The sequence below is a fragment of the Streptomyces lusitanus genome (assembly GCF_042647945.1).
In the GTDB taxonomy this organism is placed as follows: domain Bacteria; phylum Actinomycetota; class Actinomycetes; order Streptomycetales; family Streptomycetaceae; genus Streptomyces; species Streptomyces pseudogriseolus.
Genome location: NZ_JBHRWL010000033.1, coordinates 265,882 through 280,955 on the forward strand (window position 1 = coordinate 265,882; position 15,074 = coordinate 280,955).

The window sequence follows — 15,074 nt, forward strand, 5'->3', positions numbered from 1 at the left end:
CGCGCCCGGCCATCGGGGTCGGGCGTACTCCACACAAGCTGCCAAACCCACGCATGCCGGAGTGTCGCGGCAGTACCGCCTCCGCCGCTGTGCATCGTGTTTCACGTGAAACGTCGCTCACTGCTGCACGGCATCATCAGTCGGGGCCGCGCTGCGGCCGAACCTCGTGACCGGAAGCCCCTCGGTTCCCTGGACGAGAGCTCCCCTCCACGCGAGACATCTGCACCCTCAGGGGGCACGGAGTTGTCCACAGAGGTGGATTTCTCCACAGAACGTCAGGCCTCACTGGTTCGCGACCCCGAAGGCATGGGAGGCTCTGTTCATTGCGAGCCTGAAGTCGAGGAGAGTGAATCCTTGCGGTCCGACGCCAACATCGCGGGACCGATGACCGATCCGGTCCCCGGTCCCCGTACCGAATCGATGGGGGCGGATGTTTCACGTGAAACACCGCCTCCGATGGACGACACTCCCATCGGTCGCGCTGCCCAACTGGCGGTGGAGGCTCTGGGCCGTGCCGGTGAGGGGCTGCCGCGACCCGAACAGACCCGGGTCATCGTGGTCGCCAACCAGAAGGGCGGTGTGGGGAAGACGACGACCACCGTCAACCTGGCCGCCTCACTCGCTCTGCATGGCGCCCGCGTCCTGGTGATCGACCTCGACCCGCAGGGCAACGCGTCCACCGCCCTGGGGATCGACCACCACGCCGAGGTGCCCTCCATCTACGACGTCCTGGTGGAGAGCAAGCCCCTGGCGGAGGTCGTTCAGCCCGTCCCTGATGTCGAGGGCCTCTTCTGCGCGCCCGCCACCATCGATCTCGCCGGTGCGGAGATCGAGCTGGTGTCGCTCGTGGCGCGGGAGAGCCGACTGCAGCGGGCCATCCAGGCCTACGAGCAGCCGCTCGACTACATCCTCATCGACTGTCCGCCGTCGCTCGGCCTCCTCACGGTCAACGCCCTGGTGGCCGGCCAGGAGGTGCTCATCCCGATCCAGTGCGAGTACTACGCGCTGGAGGGACTCGGGCAGCTGCTGCGCAACGTCGACCTGGTGCGGGGGCACCTCAACCCCACCCTGCACGTCTCGACGATCCTGCTCACCATGTACGACGGCCGGACGCGGCTCGCCTCCCAGGTCGCCGAGGAGGTGCGGACCCACTTCGGCGACGAAGTTCTGCGCACCAGCATCCCCCGCTCCGTCCGTATCTCGGAGGCACCGAGCTACGGGCAGACGGTGCTGACTTACGATCCTGGATCGAGCGGTGCTCTCTCGTACTTCGAGGCGGCCCGTGAGATCGCGCTGAGGGGCGTCGGTGTCCACTACGACGCGTCGCAGGCGCACATCGGCGCACAGCAGACTGATCCGAACATGGTGGAGGGCGTGCAGTGAGTGAGCGACGGAGGGGGCTGGGTCGTGGGCTCGGAGCACTGATCCCCGCTGCCCCGACAGAGAAGACGGTGCCGCCGGCCGCACTGAGCGGGACGGCCTCCCCGTCGCCCGCAGCGGTCCCGGTCCTGCCGAACGAGCGCGGAGTGGCCGCCGCGAAGGTGGCCACGCTGGCCGCTGTTTCACGTGAAACGGAGGACACCGCCGCGGCAGGCTCCTCGGTGCCGGCCGCGCCGATGGGTGCTCACTTCGCCGAGATCCCCCTCGACGCCATCACGCCGAACCCGCGGCAGCCCCGTGAGGTCTTCGACGAGGACGCCCTGGCCGAGCTGATCACCTCCATCAAGGAGGTCGGTCTGCTCCAGCCGGTGGTCGTGCGCCAGGTGGGCGGCGGCCGCTACGAGCTCATCATGGGTGAGCGCCGGTGGCGTGCCTGCCGCGAGGCCGGCCTCGACGCCATCCCGGCCATCGTGCGGGCCACGGACGACGAGAAGCTCCTCCTGGACGCGCTGCTGGAGAACCTGCACCGTGCACAGCTGAACCCGCTGGAAGAGGCCGCCGCCTACGACCAGCTGCTCAAGGACTTCAACTGCACGCACGACCAGCTGGCCGACCGCATCGGCCGTTCCAGGCCGCAGGTGTCCAACACCCTGCGTCTGCTGAAGCTGTCCCCGACCGTGCAGCGCCGTGTGGCCGCCGGAGTGCTGTCCGCCGGACACGCCCGCGCCCTGCTCTCCGTGGAGGACTCCGAGGAGCAGGACCGGCTGGCTCACCGCATCGTGGCCGAGGGCCTCTCGGTGCGAGCTGTCGAAGAGATCGTGACCCTGATGGGCTCGCGGCCGCAGAATGCTCAGCGCTCCAAGGGGCCGCGTGCGGGCGCCCGGGTGTCCCCGGCCTTGTCCGAACTGGCGACGCGACTCTCGGACCGCTTCGAGACGCGGGTGAAGGTCGACCTCGGCCAGAAGAAGGGCAAGATCACCGTCGAGTTCGCCTCGATGGAGGACCTGGAGCGCATCCTCGGCACCCTCGCTCCGGGAGAGGGCCCGGTGCTCCAGTCGAGCCTCGTGGAGGACGACGACCTTGAGGAGACCGATTCCTGAGGAGCCGCCTCGCTCGGCCTGAGAGTCGGCCAGGGCGGACCGTGTCCGGTGCCTACCGGAACACGGTCCGCCCTTTGCCTTGTGTCGGTATCGGGGGAATCGCTTCATGGATACGATGCGTTGGTATATGGCGCATCCACCCGGCAACACCTCTGAGAGCTAGGCAGGGGCCATGCGAATGACGAGCCGCACCGGACTGATGAGCGCAGGGCTGGGGGTCGGCGTCGTCAGCGGCTTCATCGGGGGCCTGCTCAGAGAACGGAGTGCTCTGACCGCCGCCCGTGTGGCAGCGGGCGCAGGAAGCGAGGATCAGCCTTCATGGGCCGTCGGCTCGTACCGCTCACGCTGGACAACCTTCCGGACCTCCCCCAGCGCTGTCGTGCATGCGTCTTCTGGGAGCTCGACCCCGTCAGCGGCGAAGCAGCGGTAAAGGCGGGCACCGCAGCGCTCGAGAAGGAGTCCTGGATTTCGGCCGTCCTGCTCGACTGGGGTTCGTGCGGACGCGTCGTCTATGTGGACGAGGTCCCCGTGGGCTTCGTCCTCTACGCGCCCCCCGCCTATGTGCCGCGCTCCACGGCGTTTCCCACCAGTCCGGTGTCCCCCGACGCGGTGCAGCTGATGACCGCGTTCATCCTGCCCGACTACCAGGGGCAGGGACTCGGGCGTGTGATGGTGCAGACGGTGGCGAAGGATCTGCTGCGCCGGGGATTCAAGGCGATCGAGGCCTTCGGTGACGCCCGGTGGAAGGAGCCGGCGTGTGTGCTGCCCGCCGACCATCTGCTCGCCGTGGGCTTCAAGACGGTCCGCCAGCACCCCGCCTACCCGCGGCTGCGTCTGGAGCTGAGGTCGACGCTTTCCTGGAAGGAAGATGTGGAGATGGCACTCGACCGGCTGCTGGGGGCGGTGCAGAAGGAGCCGGCCCTACGCCCGCTCTAGCCCCGCTCACACGAATGGGCCGACCCTGAAGGGTCGGCCCATTCGTGTTTCACGTGAAACATGCACCGCCGTGGAGGCGGCCCGTCACTACTCGGTGATGAAGTCCTCGAGGTCGCGCACGATCGCGGCCTTCGGCTTGGCACCGACGATGGTCTTGGCGACCTCGCCGCCCTGGTAGACGTTCAGGGTCGGGATCGACATGACGCCGTACTTGGCGGCCGTGCCCGGGTTCTCGTCGATGTTGAGCTTGACGACCTCGATCTTGTCTCCGTACTCGGCGGCGATGGCCTCGAGGGACGGAGCGATCTGACGGCACGGACCGCACCAGGCGGCCCAGAAGTCCACCAGGACAGGCTTGTCGCTCTTGAGGACGTCCTGCTCGAAGGAGTCGTCGGTCACGTTCTTCAGGGTGCCGGCCACAGCGGGCTCCTTAATCGTTGGTGCGTGGGGAGAGTGGGTCAGACAGTGGTCTTCTCGGGCTCGGCCTTCTCCTCGTCGGCGAGAGCGGCGAGGAAGCGCTCCGCGTCGAGGGCGGCCGAACAGCCGGTACCGGCCGCGGTGATCGCCTGGCGGTAGGTGTGGTCCACCACGTCACCGGCCGCGAAGACGCCCGTGACGTTGGTGCGCGTCGAGGGTGCGTCGACCTTCAGGTAGCCCTCCTCGTCCAGCTCGAGCTGGCCCTTGAAGAGCTCGGTGCGCGGGTCGTGACCGATCGCGATGAACAGGCCGGTCACCGCCAGGTCGGAGAGTTCACCCGTCTTGACGTTGCGCAGCTTGAGACCCGAGAGCTTCTGGTCACCCTGGATCTCGGCGACCTCGCTGTCCCAGACGAACGAGATCTTCGGGTCGGCGAAGGCGCGCTCCTGCATCGCCTTGGAGGCGCGCAGGGTGTCACGGCGGTGCACGATCGTCACGGACTTGGCGAAGCGCGACAGGAAGGTCGCCTCCTCCATCGCGGTGTCACCGCCGCCGATGACGGCGATGTCCTGGTCCTTGAAGAAGAAGCCGTCACATGTGGCGCACCACGAGACACCGCGGCCGGACAGCGCGTCCTCGTTCGGCAGCCCGAGCTTGCGGTGCTGCGAACCGGTCGTCACGATCACGGCCTTCGCCTTGTGGACCGTGCCGGCGGTGTCCGTGACGGTCTTGATCTCACCGGTCAGGTCGACGGCCACGACGTCGTCCGGGATGAGCTCGGCACCGAAGCGCTCCGCCTGGGCCCGCATGTTGTCCATGAGCTCCGGGCCCATGATGCCGTCCTGGAAACCGGGGAAGTTCTCCACCTCGGTGGTGTTCATCAGCGCACCGCCGGCGGTGACAGCGCCCTCGAACACAAGGGGCTTCAGCGACGCACGGGCGGTGTAGAGCGCCGCCGTGTAGCCGGCGGGCCCCGAGCCGATGATGATCACGTTACGGACGTCGCTCACGGCTGGATTCCTCGTCTCTGGTCTGCGTCATTCGACCGGTGGGAGCTTCTTTCGGAACTCTCACCCCACCCAACGGATCCTAAGGGGCCCGCATTCCCGCTGTGCCCGGGCACACGCAGACCGTGCTCCGACGGGCACGCCGGGGCCACACACCGTACGGGATACCGCGCACACCCAAGACCACGCATGCGCGGTCAGCGGGCGTAGGAGTGCTCCAGCAGAACCTTCGCGGTGGAGGACGGAGAGGCGTTCCCCACGCAGGTCGCGTCGACGATGTAGGCCGTCACGCGTGTGGCGTCCGAGGCGTCGGGCAGCACGACGAGCAGAGCGGTCTTGCCCTGATAGACGCCCTGCTCGGTGGCCAGAGCGGCGTCGTTCCGGCCGATGCCCTCCTGGACGCACTCCGGGACCGCGGGCTTCGTCAGCACCCTGGGGTTCGCACTGGAGGTGTCCGACATGCCGAAGGTGTGAGGGGAGCGGGCTCCCTTGTCCTGTTCGGGGCTACGTGCCAGCAGATCGGTGACCTGCTTCTGCAGCTTCCCCTCGGAGAAGGTGTCCGCGGCGGTCGTCGTCCGCTGCTCCTCGTCGGGGCCTCCGCCGCCGTTCAGCGACGACAGCACCACGGAGCCGAGGCCGAGAGCGGCCACGGCGAACGCCGCCCCCAGGGCGACGGCTCGGCGGTTCCTGCCCCGCAGACGCGGCTTGCGGCCCGGCCCCGTGGTGGAGGAGCGAGGGCGGCCGGTAGGACGGTCGGAGGGAGCCGATGTTTCACGTGAAACATGAAGCGGTTCGCCGTCAGCTGCGGGCGCCCGTGTGGTGTCGTTCTCGTCCTCGCCGTCGGCCACGGGCGCGGTGGCGTGCAGCAGCGCCTCGGCGGCCAGCGCCGCGTCGATGCGTCCCGCGACGTCCGCCGGCATCCGCGGCGGACCCGGAACCGTGCCGAGCAGTCCCCGGATCTCCTCCAAGGAGGCGTGGACGTCGGCGCAGAGCTCGCACCCGTCCAGATGCCTGCGGATGGCGTCCCTGCGGTCCGCCGGGAGGAGACCTTCGGTGAGGTCGGAGATCTCCGCGACGTCCGGGTGCTCCGCCTTGTCGGTCGTCGACGTCACGCTCGCCCACCTCCGCCCTTCACTGCAGCCGGGTCGTTCGATCCTGTATCGGGTGGGTCCGGTCGCTGCGGACCCGCTGCGGGTGGGACGGATGTCCCCCCTTTCCGGTTCCGTCCCCCGCCTCTGTCCTCCTCCTCGCCGGAGCCTCCCGGGCGCAGGTGGGTGAGGAGAGGCAGCAGTCTCGCGCGGCCCCGGGCACACCGGCTCTTGACCGTCCCTGTGGGGACGTCGAGGATGCGCGCCGCTTCGGCGACCGGGTAGCCCTGCATGTCCACCAGGACGAGCGCGGCCCGCTGGTCGGGCGGGAGGGTGCCCATCGCCTCGATGAGCTGCCGGTGCAGATCGTTGCGCTCCGCGGGCGCCGAGGCGGACTCGTGCGGCTCGAGAAGCTGCTCCAGACGCTCGGTGTCGTCGACCGGGGCGGTCTTCCGGGAGGCGGCCTTGCGCGCACGGTCCAGGCAGGCGTTCACGGTGATGCGGTGCAGCCATGTCGTGACGGCCGACTGGCCGCGGAAGGTGTGGGCGGCCCGGTAGGCGGAGACGAGGGCGTCCTGGACGGCGTCAGCCGCTTCCTCGCGGTCCCCCAGCGTCCGGAGGGCCACGGCCCAGAGCCGGTCGCGATGCCGCCGCACGATCTCGCCGAAGGCATCGGGATCGCCCTCGACGTGCCGGGTGAGCAGGTGTTGGTCACTTGCATCGCCGTATCCGGTGCCGTCCGCCATCGAGCCTCCCGGCACCAACTCTACGGTCCTACCGCCATGTTCCGCGATAAGCGACTGGCCCCCGCAGCCTTGGTGATCCCCCTCACAACAGCAGAGCAGTACGCCCTCTGTCTTGATCATCTTTGCTCATACGCATAAAGTGAAAGAAGTTTGTGGCAGGTGTGAAGAAGCAAGATGCTTGGAATGGAGAATTGTGAAGTTCAACTGGCGCAAGGCTTTTGCCGGTATGGCCGCAGTGGCTGCCTTGACCAGCGTCAATCTCGGCACTGCATCGCCGGCGAGCGCGGCTATCGATGTTGGCGGAAATTGCCCCGAGCGGTGTCTCACCCTTTTTTACAACACGGGCTATAAGGGCTCCAGATTTGTTATCAGTTACAACGGTAGTGGAACCAATGGCATACCGAACCTGGCCGGGTACAATTTCGTGACGTCGGGAGCAGGCCAGGGGCAGCCTGTGAAGAACAATGCCGCCTCCGCATATGCCACCTTCCCGGGCGTTGGTACAAGCTGGGTCGTGTATTACAACAGTGGGTACGGCGGCGCTTGCGACGCGATCAGGGCTTACCAGGAGATTGAGTACGCGTACCAGTTGGTCAACACGTACAACAACAATGCATCCGCAAGGTTCCTTAATTACACGCCGAGCGATTGCTACCGTTTCGGTAGTTGATCATTGCGCAAATCTGTAGTGATGGCGCCCTGTGCTTGCAGGGCGCCATTTTGCGTAGGGCGACGAGGAATCCAAGAGGTCGGAGGTTGTGGTGAAGTCCTTGAGTGTCCGTGTCGGTATCTCGCTTGTATTGCTTGCCTGTACATCGTGTTCAACTGGAGAAGACGCATCTGAACAGCGTAAGGGTGACGGAGCGAACCCTCCCGCAATTTCGCTCGAAGACGGAGTGGAAATCCCGCCTCTCCCGATCGGGGCCTATGGCATAGGTGAGGAGGAGGGGTATTTGTTGGATCGGGCCAGGGTTATGGTGGTCAATAGATGTCTGGCCCGTTCCCTCGTTGGCTTCAGGTTGCCCTCGCCGCCGAAAGTCGACGAGAGTGGATACAGCCGACGTTATGGTGTTGTAGATGCGCATGTGGCAGCTACTTATGGCTACCATGATCCGCGCGACACGGTCGCAGCCAGTGCTCCCCCCGAGCCCAATGCAGAAGAAAAGAAACTACTTTTCGGGCAGGACGGGCGGGGTGGTTGCATGCGAGAAGCGAATCTGGCGCTTGGTTCGGATGCCGCTCCTCCACGGGGTGTCGATATCGCCCGAACAATCGACGTGACCTCGTTCCAGGAGTCTCAGAAGCTGGCAGAGATCACTGAGGTCTTCTCTGAGTGGTCATCTTGTATGTCCCGGCGCGGATTGGACTACCCATCACCGATGGCGGTTGCTGGAGACGAGTGGTTCGCTTCAGCGTCGCCTTCGCCGCAGGAAAAGCGAGTTGCTCAAGCTGACGCCGCATGCAAGGGCGAAGTTGACCTGGTTGACCGTTGGCACGGGGCGGAATCGAAACTGCAACAGAGGATGATACGAGAGAACACCGAGGAACTCGAAGGTCTCAAGAAATTTCATAGCGATATGGTCGAAAAGGCTCGCAGCCTTCTGAGTGAAGCGCGAAGCTGAGACTGCGAGCGCCTACCTCATCCCTTGACCTTGATCTCCGAAATGCCGCCGCGGAAAAGCTCGGGCGATCCATCCTGTGGTAGCTCCGTGATGTGTACGAGAACGTACCGAGTGCGGACGGGCTGCTCGGGCTTGGCGGCGAGGTTCGAGCCAGCGGGGGACAAAGCGGTCAACCTCTGCGGGAATTCCTCCAGAACCGAGGGTTCATCGGAGTCGGGATCAGCAGCGAGTACCTCGACGGTCTGTCCGCTCCGATAGAAGGACACGTCCACCTGTGACACGTCCTTGACACTGCCGAGGTCGAGAATCAAACCACTGCCGTCTTTACGCTGCGGCAAGTTCCCGAAATTGGAGTAGCCCTTGTATTGAGGCGTGATCCAAGCTGTGTCCGGCGCACCGTCCACCGCCAGCTCAACGTCGTCTTCCTGTATACCGGGCCCCGCCGGGGCGAACTCCCGTACGTTCGTGACCTGGACCGGCCTGAGAGGCTTAGCCGGCTTGTCGCTGTCGTCGCCGTCCGTCGTCTGGGTGTTGGTGGTGTCGTCGCCCTTGCCGCCCTGGTCCATGAGGGCGTCCGCGAGCTGCCAACTGCCCAGGCCCAGGGCGGCGATCAGCAGTGCCGAGACGGCCCACTTCAGGGCCTTGCCCGTGCGGCTCTGGAGCGGCGGGGGCGGCACCGGAGTGGGCTGGGTGGCGTGAGGAGGTGCGGCGGGGCGTCCGTAGGACCCCTGCTGGTAGGTGGTGCGCTGGTAGTCCGGCGGGGCGGTGAAGGCGGGCTCCGGCGGACGGATGCGGGGCATCTCGCCGATCGCCTTCACCAGCTCCTCCGGCGTGGTGCACGGCGACTCGTGGCGGGAGGCGGTGGCGCCGTCGTTGGCGAGGGCGCGCATGGCCAGTTCGGACAGCCCGCGGTGAACGCCGGCCCGGACCTGGTCGGGCGGGATCAGACCGATGTCCTTCGGCAGACCTGACATGCCGTAGGCGTCGTTCTCGTACGGCCAGCGCTGGGTCAGCGCCGCGTACAGCAGGGCGCCGATCGACTCGGTGTCCGTGCGCTGCGGGGTGTCCGAGCTGGCGCCGCGCAGCGCCGCGTTGACCGCGAGACCGCGGATGCGCCACTGGCCGGTCGAGGTGCGCAGGACGGCGTTGGGGTTGAGACGCAGATGGGCGAGGCCCTCACGGTGGGCCGCCGCCATGGCGCTCGAGACCTGACTGACCATCTGGTAGGCGTCGTAGACCTCCAGCGGACCGGAGGCGAGAAGGGCGGTCAGCTCGGTGGCGTCGGGCAGCCATTCGTGGACGACGTAGACGAGGTCGTTCTCCTCGACGGCGTCGAGGACCTGGACGAAGCGGGGATCGCCCAGCAGCGCCGAGGAGCGGGCCGCGGCCAGCACGGAACGGGCACGCGAGTGGTCCGCGGGCAGGACGTGCACGCCGACGGCACGGCGCAGCTTCTCGTCCACGGCACGCCAACTGCTGAATCCGTCCAGACGGGTGACGCATTCCTCGAGGCGGTAGCGTCTGGCCAGTTTGTGGCCGCTGTGCAGCTCCGGCGGCGAGGTCGTCGCGGGACCCTCGGTCCCGGTGCTCTCCTGTGCCTCGTCGTTGTCCGTGTCCCGCTCCCGGTTCTTGGCCACCCCGTCGGCCGTGGACTGGTCCGCCTCCGCGGTCAGCGACTGCTCGCCGCTGTTGTCTGCCACGTCGACGGCAGCTGTGCTCCGTTCCGCCACCGTCGTTCCCTGCCTCCCCATCCGTTGCGCGTCGGCCCGGCGTCCGTCGCGCGCAGTCCGACGCCGAACCCAATTGTGCCCACAGTCCGCCGCTATGCACGACACGCGGGGGCCGATGATGGTTGTGCGCCTACCCCCGGCCTCAGCGTCCCAGGCGTCCCCGGACCATACCGACCAGAGAGTTGACCTCCTCGATACGCATCCGGCGCGCGGCGACGTAGAAGACGCCCAGCAGGACGGCCCCGCCGCCGAGCAGCGCGGCGAACGAACCGAGAACCTCCTGGCCCAGTACCTTGCTGATGCCGTAGCAGGCCGCGCCGCTGAGGAGGGCGGCCGGGACGGAGGCGATGCACAGGCGGGCGTAGGTCCGCAGCACGCGGGCGCCGTCCAGGTCGCCGCCCAGCCGCTTGCGCAGCCGGCGCCAGGCGACGCCGACACCGAGGGCGTAGGCGACGCCGTACGAGGCGGCCATGCCGACCACGGCCCAGCGGGCCGGCAGCACGACGAAGCAGATCGCCGAGGCGATCGCGTTGCCCGCGGCCACGATGACCGTGTTGTAGAAAGGGGTCCGGGTGTCCTCGTAGGCGTAGAAGGCACGCAGGACGACGTACTGCACGGAGTAGGGGATCAGGCCGAGGCCGAACGCCATCAGCATGTAGCCCATGTTCGTGGCCTCGCTGGTGCCCGAGGACCCGAAGATCAGGGTGCACATCGGGATGCCGAGCGCGAGGAAGCCGAAGGCGATGGGCACGATCGCGACGGCGGTGGTGCGCAGGCCCTGGGAGATGTCGTCGCGGACGGCGCCACCGTCGTTCTCCGCCGCCGAGCGGGAGATGCGGGGCAGGAGGGCCGCCATCAGGGACACCGTGATGATGGCCTGGGGCAGGCCCCAGATCAGCTGGGCGTTGGCGTAGGCGGCGAAACCGGTGCCCGCGACGTCCGAGTCCAGGCCCGCGGCGGTGGACAGCTGGGTGACGACCAGCGCGCCCGCCTGGTTGGCCAGCACGAACAGGATGGTCCACTTGGCGAGCATCGCCGCCTTGCCGAGGCCGTGGCCCTTCCAGTCGAAGCGCAGCCGCATGCGGAAGCCGGTCTCCCGCAGGTACGGGATCATCGCGAGGGCCTGCACGACCAGACCCAGCAGCACGCCGATGCCGAGGAGCCGCAGACCCTCCGGCGGGATGTTCGACACCTGCATCTTCGAGTCCGCGGCGGTGCCGTAGACCCAGATGAACGTGGAGAGCGTGACGATGATGACGATGTTGTTCAGGACCGGGGTCCACATCATCGCGCCGAACCGGCCGCGCGCGTTGAGGATCTGACCCATCACCACATGGACGCCCATGAAGAAGATCGAGGGCAGGAAGTACCGCGTGAAGGTGACGGCGACGTCGTTGGCCGCGGGGTCGGAGGCGACGGGGTTCGACAGCGCGCGCACCAGCAGCGGGGCGGCCAGCCAGGCGGCCGCGGTGAGGACCGCCAGTGCCACCATCACCAGCGTCAGCAGCCGGTTGGCGTAGGCCTCGCCGCCGTCCTCGTCGTCCTTCATGGCGCGCACGAGCTGTGGCACGAAGACGGAGTTGAGGCCGCCGCCGACGGTGAGGATGTAGATCATCGTCGGCAGCTGGTAGGCCACCTGGAAGGAGTCGCCGAGCAGGCCGAGGCCCAGGGCCGACACGATCAGCGCGGACCGGACGAAGCCCGTGAGGCGGGACACCATCGTGCCCGCCGCCATCACGGCGCTGGACTTCAGCAGGCCGCCGGCCCGGCCGCCCTTCTTCGGCGCGGGCGCGGACTCGGGTTCCGGGGCTGCCGGCTCCGCCGCGGGGGGCGGAGTGGCGCCCGCGTAGTGGCCGGGCGTGGGGGACGCTGGTCCGGGTACCGGGGCGGAGGCGTACTGCTGCGGGCCGCCCGCCGGCTGACCGGGGTAGGCGCCGCCCTGGGGACGGGCCTGGCCGCCGTGCTGGTCGGGGTAGGCGCCGCTCTGCTGCTGGTCGCGGAAGAGGTGCGCGAAGGCGTCCGGCTCGTGGCGCTGCTCCCCGGCCTGGCCGACAAGGTCGTCCACGCCGACGTACTGCGTGGTGCGCGGGTCGTCCCCGTACGGCAGGTGCTGGGTGGGGCCGTCCGGCTCCGGAGCGGGCGTCCGGGCCCACACCCGGGGGTCGGGCGCGTACGGCGACTGGGGCGGCTGCCCGTAGAGGGGCTGCTGCGGCTGCTGCGGGCCGGGCGGGGGCGGCGGGTGCGCCGACCGGTCGTAGAGGGCTTCGGCGACCGGGTCCTGTGCGGCGATGTCCTGTGCCCGGTAGGGGTCCTGGCCGTAGGCGTCCTGGACGTACAGGTCGGCGGGTGGCTGTGACGCCTGGTCGTGCCCGGGCGGCGGACCCCCGGCGGGGTCCGACTCGGGATGGCCCGAGTTGGCCGCGGCACTGCCGCGGTCACCGTCGTACGGCGCGTTCATGGTTACCCCACCTCATCGTCCCTGGCCCAGCGGCCACGACATCCTCAACGGTCCACTCTCTCACCCGTGCCGGACGGGTCGGCGCTTTCCGGTGCGGTGTCCGGGGCCGGGTCACTCGGCTGCTCCGGAGCGCCTTCCCGGGTGTCCGGCGCGGACTCCTTGGTGGGACGCATGTCGGAGGCTTCGGGGTTCTTCGTGTCGTCGGCGTCCGTATCTGCCTCGTTCGCCGCGTCGTCCTGCTTCCGCTCCTCGGCCTTGCGGGCCGCGGCGCGCTTGCGCTGGGTGTACATCCGGAAGCCGGCCAGGACGAGCAGCAGCACACCGCCGCCGATGACCAGCATCACCGTCGCGGTGATCTCGGTGACCTTCACGTCGAACGTGACGGGCTGACCGTAGGGCCGGCCGTCCTGCGTGTACAGCTGGGCGACCACGGTGGCCCGGCCGTTGGCGTTGGCGTTCGTGGTGAACTTCACCGACTGGCTGTGGCCGCCGGAGACGGCGATGGGCTGTTCCTCGTAGGCGTTGCCGTCGATCTCCAGACGGGTCGGGTTGGTGGAGGTGAGCCGGAGCACCAGGTGCTCCACGCCCTGCACCAGGTTGTTCTGGACCGTCACGGGGATTGTGGCGCTGCGGCCGGAGAGCTTGGTCTCCGACTTCTCGATCAGCCGGACCTGGCCGCTCAGCGTGTCCAGGTACGTCTCGACGCCGCTGCGATAGATCGCCGCCTCGGCCGGCCGGCCGCGCCAGGACGCCGCCATGCCCCGGTTCAGGGCGCGGCCGAAGGGCGTCACCACACGGGACTGGTCGGACAGGATCACCTTGAAGCGGTCGAGCTTGTCCTGCGTCCTGGCGATCTGCTCGAAGGCCGACCGCGGGAGCTCCTGCTTGCGCAGCGACTTCGGGTACGCGGAAGCCGAGGGCACCTCGGTGCCGGCGGCCGGGTCCGGCTTGGACTTCGCGGCCGCCGTGAGGTCCTGCGGCTGCGACCAGGTGCTGTCCTGGAGGGCGCCGATGGCCTCGGCCATCGTCTGGGCCTGGGCGGCGGACGGGGTGCGCTGCGGGGCGACCACGACGCTGCGCGGGCGGTCAGTCTGCAGGGCGAGGGTGAGGCTCTGGGCCAGGAAGCGTTGCACCGCCTGGGTGGAGGCGGACGCCCTCGTCATGTCGCCGTCGAACACGGTGGACAGCCGTGCGTCGGCGACCACGGCCGTGGTGCCGCCGCCGATGGGCCGGGGCGCGGTGGGCGTGTAGGTCAGGTCGCGGCCGCCTTCGAAGGTGTCGCCGCGGGCGATCACCTTGTCCGCTCCGGCCGAGGTGGAGACCTTGACGATGGAGGGGTCGACCGCGCCCTCGACGGGCCAGGCGAAGTCCGTGCTGGGCTTGACGTGCAGGATCGACTCGACGGTGCCGGAGGCGACGTCGGTGGCCTCCTTGAGGTGGCGCAGCGAGCCGGTGACCGACGTGCCGTGGTGGGCGAGCGAGGCGAGGTCGGGGTCGCCGAACGGCAGCGCGACGACCTCCTTGTCCGCGACCGCCTTCTGCACCTCGGTGAGCCAGCGCTTGGCGACCGCCTGGTGGCCGCCCACGGCGTTCTTGTCGTCCGCGTTCTCGCCGGGGATCTCGTAGCGGGTGGTCATCGCCTCCACCGAGGCGAGCAGGTCCGGGTCGATCACCCAGGTGACGTCGAGGTCCCTGCCGAGGGCGACCATCCGGTCGAGACGGCCGCCCGGGGAGATCTCCCCGGCGAGCTCGTCGTCGAGGAAGACGGGCGTCTGCTCCTCGTCCGAGCCGGTCTCCGCCGTCATGTGGACGGTGGAGATGAGCGGCCACATGAACGTCGTCTTCGTCTTGATGTCCGCCTCGTCCGGCTGCCAGGGCAGGAACGTGTGGCGGACGCCGAGCGTCTGCTCCCAGGGCTGGTCGGAGGTCTCGCCGGTGAGGGTGACGGACAGGTCGTAGACGCCGTCCTGGCCGAGGTCCAGCTCGTCGGCCGGCACGGAGATCGTGTACGGCTGCGAGACGCCGGGAGCGAGCTTGGAGAACTTCTCGGAGTACTTGTCGTCGATCTCCGCCCCGACGGGGCTGTCGACGTCACCGGAGTTCTTGGCGACCGTGTCGATGCTCGAGCGGGTGTCCAGCAGGGGTCCCACCCGCAGTCCGACGGCGGCCTTCGTGACGGCCTTCTTGCCCTTGTTGGTGACCGTCCCGGACACGGTGACGGTGTCGCCCTCGGCGGGGGCACCGGGTGTGAGGGAGTCCACGGAGACGGCCACGGAGCCGTCGTCGGAGGCGGTTCGCGGCGCGGCCGGGGCAGCGGCCTGCGCGGGGGACGCCGCGGGCAGCTGGAGGAGCCCGGCCAGGAGGGGGGTCCCGGCGAGCACGGCAACGGTACGCCGCAGCCAGCGGCGGGCAGGTGAGGGACTGGTCCCCTGGAAGTCTGCCGCCTCGGCCACGCGCTCGCCCGTCCCTTGTCGTCGTCAGTGGTCGTCGGAATGTGCGTCCAGGCATGGTAACGAGGTGCGAGGAGGGGAAGTGCCGCGGACCGGTGCCCAAGATCGAGCGGCGCACGCCTTGTCCATGATCGCCACAG

Annotated in this window: 12 protein-coding genes; 5 read left to right on the forward strand and 7 right to left on the reverse strand. The window is 68.5% G+C overall.

The genetic code is table 11. The annotated features are described in order from the left end of the window. Nucleotides 1-306: 306 nt before the first annotated feature. The 3 genes from ACFOSY_RS33125 to ACFOSY_RS33135 all read left to right on the forward strand — a co-directional run bounded on the left by ACFOSY_RS33125 (nt 307) and on the right by ACFOSY_RS33135 (nt 3,416). Complete coding sequence (locus ACFOSY_RS33125) at nt 307-1,383, forward strand: ParA family protein (RefSeq protein WP_189405754.1); 1,077 nt, start codon at nt 307-309, stop codon at nt 1,381-1,383. Beyond that, entirely contained in the window at nt 1,380-2,480 is a 1,101-nt protein-coding gene (locus ACFOSY_RS33130) for a ParB/RepB/Spo0J family partition protein (RefSeq protein WP_394314159.1), read from the forward strand. Before ACFOSY_RS33125 ends, ACFOSY_RS33130 begins: the two co-directional genes overlap by 4 nt. A gap of 318 nt (nt 2,481-2,798) precedes the next feature. Continuing rightward, nucleotides 2,799-3,416: a GNAT family N-acetyltransferase gene (locus ACFOSY_RS33135; protein ID WP_394314162.1), complete on the forward strand. Its 618-nt coding sequence runs from the start codon at nt 2,799-2,801 to the stop codon at nt 3,414-3,416. 87 nt (nt 3,417-3,503) lie between these two features. Here the strand turns inward: ACFOSY_RS33135 and trxA are convergent, their stop codons facing one another. From trxA to sigM, 4 genes are all read right to left on the reverse strand, one after another. Next, on the reverse strand, nt 3,504-3,836 hold the full coding sequence (gene trxA, locus ACFOSY_RS33140) for a thioredoxin (protein ID WP_030608088.1): 333 nt from the start codon (nt 3,834-3,836) through the stop codon (nt 3,504-3,506). A gap of 38 nt (nt 3,837-3,874) precedes the next feature. Continuing rightward, complete coding sequence (gene trxB / locus ACFOSY_RS33145) at nt 3,875-4,843, reverse strand: thioredoxin-disulfide reductase (RefSeq protein WP_031060700.1); 969 nt, start codon at nt 4,841-4,843, stop codon at nt 3,875-3,877. A gap of 194 nt (nt 4,844-5,037) precedes the next feature. Further along, a complete protein-coding gene (locus tag ACFOSY_RS33150) occupies nt 5,038-5,952 on the reverse strand; it encodes an anti-sigma factor family protein (protein WP_394314166.1) in 915 nt (304 codons plus the stop codon). After that, entirely contained in the window at nt 5,949-6,674 is a 726-nt protein-coding gene (sigM, locus tag ACFOSY_RS33155; protein WP_394314168.1) for an RNA polymerase sigma factor SigM, read from the reverse strand. The genes ACFOSY_RS33150 and sigM overlap by 4 nt, the downstream gene beginning before the upstream one ends. Nucleotides 6,675-6,786: 112 nt before the next feature. Here sigM and ACFOSY_RS33160 point away from each other — a divergent pair, with 112 nt between their 5' ends. Beyond that, entirely contained in the window at nt 6,787-7,344 is a 558-nt protein-coding gene (locus tag ACFOSY_RS33160; protein WP_394314170.1) for a hypothetical protein, read from the forward strand. A gap of 415 nt (nt 7,345-7,759) precedes the next feature. Then, the gene (locus ACFOSY_RS33165; RefSeq protein WP_394314172.1) at nt 7,760-8,296 is read left to right on the forward strand and encodes a hypothetical protein; all 537 of its coding nucleotides are present in this window, start codon (nt 7,760-7,762) and stop codon (nt 8,294-8,296) included. Nucleotides 8,297-8,313: 17 nt separating this feature from the next. Here the strand turns inward: ACFOSY_RS33165 and ACFOSY_RS33170 are convergent, their stop codons facing one another. The 3 genes from ACFOSY_RS33170 to ACFOSY_RS33180 form a co-directional block, all read right to left on the reverse strand. Next, nucleotides 8,314-10,026 carry a protein kinase family protein gene (locus ACFOSY_RS33170; RefSeq protein WP_394314176.1) on the reverse strand — a complete coding sequence of 571 codons (1,713 nt, stop codon included), beginning with the start codon at nt 10,024-10,026 and terminating at the stop codon, nt 8,314-8,316. Between the two features lie 142 nt (nt 10,027-10,168). Further along, on the reverse strand, nt 10,169-12,484 hold the full coding sequence (gene murJ, locus ACFOSY_RS33175) for a murein biosynthesis integral membrane protein MurJ (protein ID WP_394314178.1): 2,316 nt from the start codon (nt 12,482-12,484) through the stop codon (nt 10,169-10,171). A gap of 44 nt (nt 12,485-12,528) precedes the next feature. Beyond that, complete coding sequence (locus ACFOSY_RS33180) at nt 12,529-14,937, reverse strand: DUF6049 family protein (protein ID WP_394314180.1); 2,409 nt, start codon at nt 14,935-14,937, stop codon at nt 12,529-12,531. Nucleotides 14,938-15,074: the final 137 nt, after the last annotated feature.

Bases quoted from the DNA above. Each gene is read 5' to 3' on its own strand.
- ACFOSY_RS33125 (WP_189405754.1), top strand. From the start codon at position 307: ATGGGAGGCTCTGTTCATTGCGAGCCTGAAGTCGAGGAGAGTGAATCC.
- ACFOSY_RS33135 (WP_394314162.1), top strand. From the start codon at position 2,799: ATGGGCCGTCGGCTCGTACCGCTCACGCTGGACAACCTTCCGGACCTC.
- sigM (WP_394314168.1), bottom strand. From the start codon at position 6,674: ATGGCGGACGGCACCGGATACGGCGATGCAAGTGACCAACACCTGCTC.
- murJ (WP_394314178.1), bottom strand. From the start codon at position 12,484: ATGAACGCGCCGTACGACGGTGACCGCGGCAGTGCCGCGGCCAACTCG.